This is a genomic window from Nostoc sp., assembly GCF_036917755.1.
Classification (GTDB): domain Bacteria; phylum Cyanobacteriota; class Cyanobacteriia; order Cyanobacteriales; family Nostocaceae; genus Nostoc.
The window spans coordinates 1-11,725 of record NZ_JBALFC010000010.1; the positions used below are offsets into that span (position 1 = coordinate 1).

Annotated in this window: 11 protein-coding genes and 1 pseudogene; 11 read left to right on the forward strand and 1 reads right to left on the reverse strand. The window is 42.9% G+C overall.

Annotation, left to right across the window (positions count from 1 at the left end):
- The 7 genes from V7L05_RS03540 to V7L05_RS03570 form a co-directional block, all read left to right on the forward strand.
- Positions 1-641: TonB family protein (locus V7L05_RS03540; protein ID WP_335161856.1), on the forward strand; the 641-nt coding region annotated here is incomplete at its 5' end.
- A gap of 641 nt (positions 642-1,282) precedes the next feature.
- Positions 1,283-1,426: a hypothetical protein gene (locus V7L05_RS03545; RefSeq protein WP_335161858.1), complete on the forward strand. Its 144-nt coding sequence runs from the start codon at positions 1,283-1,285 to the stop codon at positions 1,424-1,426.
- Between the two features lie 82 nt (positions 1,427-1,508).
- Entirely contained in the window at positions 1,509-2,270 is a 762-nt protein-coding gene (locus V7L05_RS03550) for a class II aldolase/adducin family protein (protein WP_335161860.1), read from the forward strand.
- A gap of 835 nt (positions 2,271-3,105) precedes the next feature.
- On the forward strand, positions 3,106-3,585 hold the full coding sequence (locus tag V7L05_RS03555) for a protein tyrosine phosphatase family protein (protein WP_335161862.1): 480 nt from the start codon (positions 3,106-3,108) through the stop codon (positions 3,583-3,585).
- A 475-nt stretch (positions 3,586-4,060) separates the two neighbouring features.
- The gene (locus tag V7L05_RS03560; protein WP_335161864.1) at positions 4,061-4,276 is read left to right on the forward strand and encodes a DUF6887 family protein; all 216 of its coding nucleotides are present in this window, start codon (positions 4,061-4,063) and stop codon (positions 4,274-4,276) included.
- 179 nt (positions 4,277-4,455) lie between these two features.
- Positions 4,456-5,829, forward strand: a complete 1,374-nt coding sequence (gene thiC, locus V7L05_RS03565; RefSeq protein WP_335161866.1) for a phosphomethylpyrimidine synthase — start codon at positions 4,456-4,458, stop codon at positions 5,827-5,829.
- A gap of 261 nt (positions 5,830-6,090) precedes the next feature.
- Positions 6,091-6,924, forward strand: a complete 834-nt coding sequence (locus tag V7L05_RS03570) for an ATP-grasp domain-containing protein (protein ID WP_335161868.1) — start codon at positions 6,091-6,093, stop codon at positions 6,922-6,924.
- Between the two features lie 153 nt (positions 6,925-7,077).
- On the opposite strand, the gene V7L05_RS03575 is transcribed toward V7L05_RS03570, so the two are convergent.
- Positions 7,078-7,350 (reverse strand): hypothetical protein, encoded by a 273-nt coding sequence (locus tag V7L05_RS03575; RefSeq protein ID WP_335161870.1) that lies wholly within the window; start codon positions 7,348-7,350, stop codon positions 7,078-7,080.
- Between the two features lie 25 nt (positions 7,351-7,375).
- Here V7L05_RS03575 and V7L05_RS03580 point away from each other — a divergent pair, with 25 nt between their 5' ends.
- The 4 genes and pseudogenes from V7L05_RS03580 to V7L05_RS03595 all read left to right on the forward strand — a co-directional run bounded on the left by V7L05_RS03580 (position 7,376) and on the right by V7L05_RS03595 (position 11,660).
- Positions 7,376-8,959 carry a non-ribosomal peptide synthetase gene (locus V7L05_RS03580; RefSeq protein ID WP_335161872.1) on the forward strand — a complete coding sequence of 528 codons (1,584 nt, stop codon included), beginning with the start codon at positions 7,376-7,378 and terminating at the stop codon, positions 8,957-8,959.
- Between the two features lie 335 nt (positions 8,960-9,294).
- On the forward strand, positions 9,295-10,701 hold the full coding sequence (locus tag V7L05_RS03585) for a transposase (protein WP_335161874.1): 1,407 nt from the start codon (positions 9,295-9,297) through the stop codon (positions 10,699-10,701).
- Between the two features lie 70 nt (positions 10,702-10,771).
- Positions 10,772-10,993 (forward strand): annotated as a pseudogene (locus V7L05_RS03590) (IS1/IS1595 family N-terminal zinc-binding domain-containing protein); the annotation flags it as partial.
- A 64-nt stretch (positions 10,994-11,057) separates the two neighbouring features.
- Entirely contained in the window at positions 11,058-11,660 is a 603-nt protein-coding gene (locus tag V7L05_RS03595; protein WP_335161876.1) for a cytochrome P450, read from the forward strand.
- Positions 11,661-11,725 lie beyond the last annotated feature (65 nt).

An 11,725-nucleotide genomic window follows, 5' to 3' on the forward strand; every position in this document is an offset into this window, starting at 1 on the left:
CACCCAAACCTAAGAAAATTGCAGTAGTGCCTAATATTACACCATCGCCAGCCCTACCGCGAAAAACAGCGATGTCTACGACGGGCGTAGCTGCGGCACCTGCAACGATATCACCAGCGCCCAAACCTAAGAAGTTAGGCCAGTCGGGAACTAGATTAAGTGGGCGAACACGGTATATAGCTCAGTCATCTCGGAAAACAGGTGCAGCAAGCTTGCTGGGTGGTACTGTGGGTGTATCTAGTCAAAATTTTAGCGGTGATTATCTGGCAAGCTTACCTAATTCCAACCGCGATCGCCAAGCTGCTTCTGGTATTGATGCCAGCAGTCAAAATATAGATATCACCTCTTACTTAAAGCAACTACAGCAACAAGTCAAGCAGCAGTGGCTACCAGAAGTGAGCCAGTCTTCCCGGCGAACGGTGCTTAACTTCACTATTAAGCGTTCCGGGCAACTAAGCAATCTCCAGATCGCCCATACTTCTGGATTCAGCCTCACTGATCAAGCGGCACTCAAGGCTATACAGCGAGCTGCACCTTTTGCACCTTTGCCCCCAGGATATACCAGCAACCACATCGATATTCAATTTACATTTAATATCAATGTCTATGGACAGCTAAATTTATCGGGGGATGGTGGCTAACAACAGGTAAGCGATTAATTCAAAAGAATGTTCATTCCACTCAAAAACAGCTAAATTCCGTGGGTTTAAGTTGCTTGAGCTTCTATCAATACGTTCGGCGAGCGCTCAGTCGAGTCGCAGCAAGTTTTGTGTTGGCGTTAAATCCCCATTACAAAACTTTACTTCCGACTTCTTTAATTTAACCGAGTACCGCAAGTTTAAGTCCCCCGGTTCAAAATCGCGCAAGTTTTGGGTCGGGATCTAAATAAGAGTCACAAAACTTAATTACGAACGCGAGTGCGTGCCAGAGGCTCTATTACGAATTACGAATTACGAATTATTTAATCTCTTTACTCTGTGTTCTCTGCGCCTAATAAGGTTAAATAAATTACTTTTAAATCGCAGATATCGCCGAGATAAAAAAGGAATTTTACGAGTCACCTTAAAAGACGGTAGTCCTGTGAATAATAAATTCAGCGTGCTAGTAGGCTACTCCTGTCACAAGGTAAAGCTACCGTATTCCAGCGATATGCCTTTCTCATCTAAAACTTGAGCAACTTGGCTTCAAGATTCACCCTAGTGTTAAAACTACTAGTACTATTGTCAGCAAAGATCAAAAAATTACTATTAATGTAAGTCGCCTCCCAAACCGAGGAATATAGATGACGAACTACACTATCTTGGAACCATCCTTTGTAGCAACAGTGTGTAAAATTAGCGTCCACACCGTCAAAACCACATCCCAGAGCGCATCTGTATCCATCTATCTTCTAGGTAATGATACTGGCTGCGCCTTACGTCACTAGTTCATAAGAGAATCTCACAGCGTCAAATGCTTTGGCTCTGGATATTTCAACGCTCCTTATAAAGAAGAAGAAGAAAAAGAACATGCCCAAGTACGATAGACCACAACCCCCCATATTCGAGCGAGTTGAAGACGAACGCCTGCACCGTAAGCAACGCCTAGCTGCTGCTTTTCGCCTGTTTGGTAAGTTTGGGTTCAGCGAGGGAATTGCAGGCCATATTACGGCTCGTGATCCGGAGTTTACAGACCATTTCTGGGTCAATCCATTCGGGACATACTTCGGTCATATCCGAGTTTCTGACTTGCTGTTGGTTAACAAAGACGGTGAGGTGGTTAAAGGCGATGCTCAGGTAAATCGAGCTGCTTTCGCCATCCATTCTCAGATTCATGAAGCTCGACCTGATGTGATCGCGGCGGCTCACGCCCATTCACTTTATGGTAAAGCCTGGTCTAGTTTAGGTCGTCTCCTTGACCCCTTGACTCAAGATTCTTGTGCTTTTTACGAAGACCATGCCCTATTTGACGATTTCACCGGTGTTGTTTTAGAAACTTCTGAAGGTCAGCGACTGGCGCAAGCCTTGGGGCCAAACAAAGCCATAATCTTGCGTAATCATAGCATTTTAACTGTGGGACATACAGTAGATGAAGCTGCCTTTTGGTACATTAGCTTAGAGCGATCGTGTCAAGCCCAACTGCTGGCAGAAGCTGCGGGTAGACCCACTACTATCAAACACGAAACAGCCCGTTTGACACAAACTCAAGTGGGGTCACATACAAGTGGGTGGTTCAGCTTTCAGCCACTGTACGACAGGATTGTACGCGAAGAACCTGATTTGCTGAATTAGTGATTGCTAAGTTGACACTGTTAGGTCGAGGTGTGCATTACTGCATCACCTCTCCCATCCGAAACCGTAGATAGAACAAAGCGTCAGTCAAACTTAGACAACACTAGGTGACTCTATCTCCCTAAGCGTTAGAGAATCGCACTTCGGCTACGCTCAGTGTCAATTTCCCTATTTCTCGTATGCCCTACGGTGCTTTACCTAATCGATAAGAGTAGTTTTTCTCGGCAGAAATTGCTGGAGTTAATAAGTTTTCTAGCCGAGGTGCAATTTCTGCATTACTAATCCCTAGTCTGCATGGTAACAATTAGGACTTTTTCGCTTGGTCATAAAAACAACGTCAAACTTTTTATTACTAGGACTTACGCACTTTACAAATTGAGTATTATGTGCATATCAAGCTTATTCAGATAAAAGTCTTGCCCTGCCTCGTTCCCAGGCAGAGCCTGGGAATGTGATCACTCGGAAGCTCTGCCTCCCAGTTTGACAGGAGGCAGAGCCTCCCACAAGAGCATTACAAGGCAGAGCCTTGTAACGAGAGGTAATTCACATTTGGTTATGTCTGTAAATGCGTAAGTCCTAATTACTTAGCTTGACATCTTTATTCAAATAAAAAATAATTTATTTCTTTCTAAACTACGGTAAGTCTATCGGAAATATGTTTATTATGGATAAAGCAACAAAATAACCAACTTCAAAAGGCAAATTTTGAAGTAATCAAGCAATATCGTTTGATATTTAGCTAATTTTGCCGTGTTTATTTGAATATCTTCTCAAGGCTTGCTCCCTTAGAGTATTTACCCAGCTGGAAGACACTAGAAAGTCAAAAGGAGTGAATGTGATCAACGCCATACAGATTAACGAAAATTTGACAACCACAGGACAAGTTATACCAAAACAGCTTGAGCAAGCTATCCAAGAAGGTTTTAAGTCGGTTCTGAATCTGCGATCGCCTGATGAATTAGGATTTTCCCAGGATGAGCAAAAAGTAGCGGAAGCTTTGGGGCTGTATTATAAGAATGTTCCACTGAAGGTGGATTTAAAAAATTTGAATGAAGAGCTGATTACCAAAATCCTCATGATACTAGAACAAATCCCGAAACCAGCAGTTGTGCATTGTGCAGCCGGGATGCGATCAACTGGAATTGCGCTCTTAAGTATCGCTATCCAAGAAGGATTAACACCAGAGGAAACCTTAGCAAGAGCGAGGAATCTGGGTTTTGGATTCTTTGAACACGCTGGCGTTAGTCCCCGGCTGAAGCAATTATTTGTGGACTACGTTAATAAACACGCCAAAGTAGCTGTACCTACTTGCTGAAATATCTGTACTCAATATCCTGAATTTGAGAAAGCTTTATACGCCAGTTTAGGATGGCACATTAATAATAGTCGCTATTTCCTGCAAACCGATCGCTATGATGCAGGAAATAGCGGCTGTTAATTTTTTACGTAATTTTCGGATGAGCCAACGTCCAAAGTCAAGGCGATCGCTCCATAGTAGCTGGTGGTTAAAAGCTTTTGCTTGAAGGGTATCAGGGGTGTGAAGGGTGCGATCGCTGTTTTTGGAATTTATTAATATTTGCTAGATAAATTTCTCTAGCATTCCTTTCAAAGATGGTAAATATATCTCTTCTGGGAAGCATCTGCGGCTTTGGTTACAACTAAAATACCTACATCAATATGTTTGAGAAATTCTCGTGTAATATTACTATTTTCAGTACGGACATCATCAAGTCCCGGTGAATCGATTAGCCAAAAATTTTAATTAGACATGATAGAAATTGGCGATACATATGACAAAACCAAACTTTGATGCTATGAGTGAAGCAGAATTACGCACCTATGTCTTGGAACATCGAGACGATCAAGAGGCTTTTTACGCATTTGCAGATCGTTTGACGGCAAAACCTCCCTCTGCGACTTATCCCGCCTCAATGACTCCAGAAGAAATCCACAAGGCAATATTAGACATTATTCAACAGAAACAGCGTAGGCGCAGCCCGTCGTAGACATCGCTAGACTCCGAAAAAACAGCATAAATTTTTAACACCCTTGCTCGCAACCATAAGCAAGGTGATACACTACATCCATGCTAGGAGTGCCTATATAACCAGGCTGAGATCACACCCTTAACACCTGAGTCTGGGTAATACCAGCGGAGGGAAGCTGTTTATTGAGGAATTATAATATGCGGACAGAATGGGTTGCTAAACGACGTGGGCAGGGTAATGTATCTCAAATGCACTACGCCCGCCAAGGTGTTATCACCGAAGAAATGTACTACGTCGCCCAACGCGAAAATCTCCCTGCTGATCTCATTCGTGAGGAAGTGGCGCGGGGACGAATGATTATCCCGGCTAATATTAATCACACTAATTTAGAACCGATGGCTATTGGCATCGCCTCCAAATGTAAGGTAAATGCTAATATCGGCGCTTCCCCCAACTCTTCCAATCTTCAGGAAGAAGTTGATAAGCTGAATCTAGCGGTGAAGTATGGTGCTGATACTGTGATGGATTTGTCCACAGGCGGCGGTAACTTGGATGAAATTCGCACCGCCATTATTAATGCTTCGCCGGTTCCCATTGGTACAGTACCCGTTTACCAAGCTTTAGAAAGTGTCCACGGCACAATCGAGAATCTGACTGCTGATGACTTTCTCCATATCATTGAAAAGCACGCCCAGCAAGGAGTAGACTATCAAACTATCCACGCAGGGATTTTGATTGAGCATTTGCCTTTGGTGAGAAATCGCATCACTGGTATTGTCTCTCGCGGCGGCGGTATTTTGGCGCGGTGGATGCTACATCACCACAAACAAAACCCGCTTTATACCCACTTCCAAGACATTATTGAGATTTTCAAAAGATATGATGTCTCCTTCAGTTTAGGAGATTCTCTGCGTCCTGGCTGCACCCATGATGCCTCAGATGAAGCACAATTAGCTGAATTGAAAACCCTTGGACAGCTAACTCGCAAAGCCTGGGAAGATAATATACAGGTGATGGTGGAAGGACCTGGACACGTCCCAATGGATCAAATTGAGTTCAACGTCCGTAAGCAGATGGAAGAGTGTTCTGAAGCACCTTTCTATGTTTTGGGGCCATTGGTGACAGATATTGCTCCTGGTTATGACCACATCACTTCAGCGATTGGAGCAGCGATGGCTGGATGGTACGGTACTGCAATGTTGTGTTATGTAACACCCAAAGAACATTTGGGTCTACCAAATGCCGAAGATGTCAGGAATGGGTTGATTGCCTATAAAATAGCAGCTCATGCGGCTGATATTGCCAGACATCGCCCTGGTGCAAGGGATAGAGATGATGAACTTTCCAAAGCGCGTTACAACTTCGATTGGAACCGTCAGTTTGAATTATCACTCGATCCAGAAAGAGCTAAGGAATATCACGATGAAACTTTACCAGCAGATATCTATAAAACTGCTGAGTTTTGTTCGATGTGTGGGCCGAAGTTCTGCCCAATGCAAACTAAGGTTGATGCTGATGCGCTGACAGAATTAGAGAAGTTCTTGGCAAAAGAGGCTGTAACTCAAAGCTAATACCATTTTGGATTTTAGACTTCGGCTACGCTCAGTCGAACGATTTTAGATTTTGGATTGGGAATCATTACGGATATAGCGGTTCTCGCTTGAGTAGGTACTGAACCCCACCCCCAACCCCCTCCCCGCAAGCGAGGAGGGGGCTATGATGTAGCTTGTATGATTAGGAAACGCTATATTCGTCCTAACGCATCTAAAATTCGAGGTGGTGCGTTATACTACGCGATGATTATCATTATGATTTACTGGTGATTTGATTTTTTGGAAGTCCCATTAGAATTAGTAATTAGCTCTATATTCAATCCAAATATTGTGAGATTTCTTTTTCCTAGTGATTACTTCAGTCCTAAGAAAGCGGATGCAGCATACTTGGAGCAAGTTGCTTGTATGCAAAATGCTGGCTTTGCAACTTCCGTTATTTCTTTGGAGTCGCTGGGATGTGGTTCATCAAAGATTATCCCAGTCCCTACTCCTGATTCAAAAGTGGTCTATCGGGGTTGGATGCTCTCGCCCGGAGATTATGAGTTATTAGTTAGTGTTATAGAGAATACAGGGGCAAGTCTCTTAACTTCTAAGGCTGAGTATCTAGCCGCACACTATCTGATAAACTGGTATCCCCTGATTACTGATTTAACTCCAGAGACTAAATTTTATTCCGTCGATGATGATTTAGAGAGTGAATTGAATCGGCTTGGCTGGAATGGATTTTTTATCAAAGATTATGTTAAGTCTCTCAAAACCTCAGTTGGTTCGTTGATTAATAAACCTTCCGAAATCAAAACAGTGGTTGCCCAGATGCAGAAGTTTCGGGGCAGTATTGAGGGAGGTATTTGTGTGCGGCGGATTGAAGATTTTGTGTCTGAAACCGAGAGGCGTTACTTTGTCGTATATGGTAAACCTTTTGCCGCTTTACCAGATGAAGAAATTCCAGAGATTGTTTCTGAGTGTGCCAAGCGGATTAGAAGTCAGTTTTTCTCTGTAGATGTAATAGAGCGTAGAGATGGTACTAAGCGGATCGTAGAAATTGGTGATGGCCAGGTATCAGATATTGTTGGATGGACACCTGAACGTTTTACTCAACTTTGGGTAGTGTGAGAGCTAATATCATGTCCGGGCAATTAAGCATAATACCCGGAACCCCACCCCGCCAAAGCTGCGCTTTAGCTCCCCTCCCGAAGAGCGGCTACCGTGTATACAGAAGTCCACCCAGAGCGAGTTTCCAGCCAAGAAAGATGGATTCAAATTGTCTTAAACCATGAACAAGGGTCGCCAATGAATCGGTTCTTGTCCTGCGGGTGGTTGAACTTCCAGTGCTTCAACAGCAAAAAGGGTAACGCTAGGAGGATAGCCAAAAACGCTTAATTTATCGGGTCGTTGAATCTCTACTCGTCCACAACGAACAATAAGCATTGCTTCTCTTGGCATTCGCTTTCGACGTGGGTCTGCGGGTACGTTAATTATATAAGTACCTTGAATAGGCTGCTGACTCAAGTAGTCGAATAGTGGTCTGGCTTTCTCCATCCAGGATGCCAAGGTTAAGGTGCTAGTGACAGAAACCGACGTTGCCAGCGCCTTGCCTAGCTCAACTTATGAGATCATTTACTTGGATCGCGATCGCACAGACATCGCTCAACAGTCTGTCGATAATCTAGTATGTCCGGCAAAAGGTGAAAATTTAGTTTACATCATCTATACATCAGGCTCGACTGGCATCCCAAAAGGAGTTGCCATGCAACACCAGTCTTTAATCAATTTAATTACCTGGCAAATTCAAAATGTGACCGCTCCTAGCAGCGCCAGAACAGCCCAGTTCGCCTCCCTAAGCTTTGATGTTTCCGTCCAAGAAACTTTCGCTACCTGGTGTGGGGGTGGAACTCTCGTTTTGGTGCCAGAGGAAACACGGCGCGACGCAACTATTCTACTGCGATTTCTCACTGATGCTGGCATTAAACGCTTCTTTGCTCCCTATGTGGTTCTACAGCATCTGGCTGAGGTCGCAATTGAGCGTGATCGGGTGCCCAAGGGTCTACAAGACTTCATTACAGCCGGGGAGCAACTCTGCATTACACCCGCGATCGCCCGCTTCTTTGAACGACTGGAGCATTGTACCTTGTGGAATCACTATGGCCCCACAGAAACCCACTTAGCAACAGCCTACACTTTGACGGGAAACCCAAGTAGATGGGTGACATTCCCTCCTATTGGTCGTCCCATTGCTAACACTCAGGTTTACCTCTTAGATCGAAATCAGCAACTAGTACCTGTGGGGATACCTGGAGAAATTTATATTGCGGGGACTGGACTTGCCAGAGGTTACTACAATCGTCCAGAATTAACAGCAGATAAGTTTTCGGCTCATCCTTTTACCCAAGCTAGTCAAGTGATTCCAGCGACTGGCAGGCGTTGGTATCGAACGGGAGATATCGCTCGTTATCGTTCGGATGGAGTCCTAGAATACTTAGGTCGCATTGATAACCAGGTCAAGATTCGGGGCTTCCGGATTGAACTTGCAGAAATTGAGGCTATTTTAGGGCATCATCCTGATGTCCTGGAAGCAGTTGCGATCGCCAGAATGGAACCCACCGAAAACAAGCGGCTGATCGCTTACATTGTTCCTAAACCAAATCAAGTTCTCACCACTCAAGAACTGAGAACCTATCTTAAAACAAAGTTGCCAGAGTACATGGTGCCATCGGCTTTTGTAATGCTGAAGACTCTACCTCTAACCCCAAGCGGTAAAGTCGATCGCCGAGTATTGCCGACTCCCGACAGAAGTAGTTTCGAGAATAATTACGTTGCACCAGAAACATCAACAGAAGTAGTTCTCGCAGATATCTGGTCAGAGGTTTTGCACCTCCCTCAAGTTAGTATTCACGATAACTTCTTCGATCTGGGTGGACATTCCTTGCTGGCAACACAATTGCTCAGTCGAATCAACCAGATTTTCTCGTCAGAAATATCACTCCAGCAACTTTTTATGAATGCAACTATTGCAGAGCTAGAGATTGTACTTGCCAAGCTGCTTGGAAGTCAGAACAAGGTTGATGAAATTGCTCAAACATTTCTGGAAGTGAACAATTTGACTCCAGAGGAAATAGAAGTTTTATTGGAACAGATCGGGCATGAATAAACCGGCGTTGCATAATTGAACAAAAATGTTGAGCGCAGTCCCCACCTAGAAATACTATAAAAACATCTACATTTTAGGTGGGGTAAGCGAAACCAGTATAAAACGCGCAGCAACAATTCACTCTTCATTTTTCGGTAACTTGAGCGAATCTATCCATAATTCTACTAAGTGTGTCTGCGTTGTATCTTTGTATAGCGCATACTTCTTAAGTTTCTCTAACCTAGCTTCAGATAACCTTAAACTCAATTTTTTAGTCTTCACTTTGTCTAGACAACGGGTTGACATAATAAAGGTTAAATGATATTGTAGTGATTGTCAAGGGAGAGGACAAGCTTGTGGGTAAAAGCAAGAAAAAACCCAAAGAACTAATTAGAACTGACGTGTGGGATTTAAATGTGAGTGCATCTGAAAAACAACAGATGATTTTAACTGTTGCAGAATATCGCAAATATCTTTTACCGTTGGTAATGATAGTAAATGCTCAATGGGTGAGTCTTGCCGACTTAATTTCAAAGGACAGGGTAAATGCTGTTGAGAAAATGATCCACAGAACAGCAGATAACCCCGATCCGAAGCACAAATATTTTCAAGAAATTATTAGTCGATATCCATCCCACAGAAATTTTCCCAGTTATTTAAGACGTGCGGCGATGGCTCCGCCCGCCGAAGGCATCGCAGATGCTCTTGGTATCGTCTCAAGCTTTCAGAGTCGTTATCAAGAATGGCAAAGTGGGCAACGGAAGCGGCGCGATGCAAAACCGCCCCGGCTAACTGCAATGTGCAAGACCTATCCTGCGTTGTACAAAGGTCAACAGATACGCTATAACTCAAATTACCAGACAGTTGATATTAAGGTTTGGAGTGGGACAGATTGGGTGTGGCTTTGTGGAATCAAAGTAAAGCGTCATGGACTTAATCGGCATTTAACGGACGGCAATGAAATCTGCTCCCCTGCCTTGGTGGTAAATAAGAATAAGTGCCAGTTATCAATGCCAGTAAAAATCGAGAGAACTAATCGGGAGGATTGTGATTATGTATTAAGTGTTGATTTGGGTATTAATAACGCAGCAACCTGCGCGGTAGTAGGGAAGGACGGTACTGTAAAGGCTAGAAAGTTTATCAATCCTGCCTCTTACATAGACCGTCGTAATCAACGTCGAATGATGATTGCTCATAAGTCCAAACAGACTCAAGCAATAACGAAATCTAAACGTCAGAAAGGATTCTGTAAAGGGCTTTACCGCAAGTCTGCAAATATTAATTTAGAAATCTCCCGTAAAATTGCTAGGGGTATTATTGAGTTTGCTAAAATCCACAATGTTAAGGTGATAGTTATAGAGAACCTTGCTGGATGGAAGGCTAAAGCAGGTAAAAAAGGCAGCCTAATAAAGCAGAAATTTCATTTGTGGTGTCATTCCAAGATTGTGGAAATACTAACCGACAGATGGAATGAACTAGGTGGAAAAGTTCAAGCTATCAACCCCAAATATACAAGTGCTTATGCATTTGATGGAAGTGGCAAAGTTAAACGGAATAAAAATAATTATTCTCTCGCTGTCTTTAAAAGTGGCAAGCAATATAATTGTGATTTATCAGCATCTTACAATATCGGTGCTAGATATTGGTATTGCCTGATTCAAGGCGATAAAACTTTTTCTAGGGTGTTCGTAAGCGAAAGTTCTAACGACACACTGAGAACGCCAGTAACTCTGGGAACGTTGAGAAGTATTACAGCTTCTTAGCGCAAGAATCCCCATCTATAATATGCAGATTTAGATGGGGTGCGTTCAAGTATGAATTTGAGCGATCGCCATGAAATGTCCAAGGTGTGCATCCACTCATATCCGCAAGAATGGGAAAAACTATGGTAAACAAAATCACATATGTGTTAATTGTGGTCGTCAGTTTATAGATTATTATGAACAGCAGGGCTACCCTGAAGAAATAAAAAAAGAGTGTTTAGAAATGTATATGAATGGTTCAGGGTTTCGTGCAATTGAGCGGGTAAAGAAAGTGCATCATACAACTGTAATAAATTAGCAATGAGCCGATTAATACTATCACTACTTAAGACTTTTTCACTTACTGGGTAGATTTAATGAATTTCAGTTCATCAGTGCTTCTAGGTTTAGCCATTATAAATATATTGATATTGATAGGTGTAAGAATACAAAAGATTTTGATTTTGCACCATAAAGGCAAGGTTATCCCTGGTCCACCTAGAGATCCTTTACTGGGAAATATTCTCGATCTCCAAAAAGCCGATGGTTTTCCAAATTATTTGCCAAGACTTCATAGCCAGTATGGCAAAATTACTAAGTTATGGTTGGGAAGTTCAAATTTTATTGTCTCGATTAGCGATCCAACCCTCGTTGCTGAAGTCGCAGGAACTTTACAATCTTTGCCAACTTCAATCAAACAACCATTCACCTGGATTGGGGACGAAATTTACTTTTTCAGACAACCCCAAGAAGCTAAGTCTATCAAAATAAAATTGTCGCGTCTCCTATCTGGAGAAACTTTGGATTGCTTACGTGAAGCGACACAAAAACATATGATTAAACTATTAGATCGATGGACTTCTAGCCAATGTGAACAAACGATTGATGTTAGAGATGAATTGAGTCAAGTTTCTCTAACTATTATAGGAGATTGTTTAATCGGAGAAGAATTCAGTAATTATAGTCGTGCGATTCGTTGATTAGTGAATCACGGTACACAGCCCGTAAATAACTAATCCAGCCCGACAGCAGATTACTGTCACCA

Excerpts from the sequence above, each read along its gene's own strand:
- V7L05_RS03545 (WP_335161858.1), top strand. The coding sequence starts at position 1,283 with ATGACGAACTACACTATCTTGGAACCATCCTTTGTAGCAACAGTGTGT.
- V7L05_RS03550 (WP_335161860.1), top strand. The coding sequence starts at position 1,509 with ATGCCCAAGTACGATAGACCACAACCCCCCATATTCGAGCGAGTTGAA.
- V7L05_RS03560 (WP_335161864.1), top strand. The coding sequence starts at position 4,061 with ATGACAAAACCAAACTTTGATGCTATGAGTGAAGCAGAATTACGCACC.
- thiC (WP_335161866.1), top strand. The coding sequence starts at position 4,456 with ATGCGGACAGAATGGGTTGCTAAACGACGTGGGCAGGGTAATGTATCT.
- V7L05_RS03575 (WP_335161870.1), bottom strand. The coding sequence starts at position 7,350 with ATGGAGAAAGCCAGACCACTATTCGACTACTTGAGTCAGCAGCCTATT.
- V7L05_RS03595 (WP_335161876.1), top strand. The coding sequence starts at position 11,058 with ATGAATTTCAGTTCATCAGTGCTTCTAGGTTTAGCCATTATAAATATA.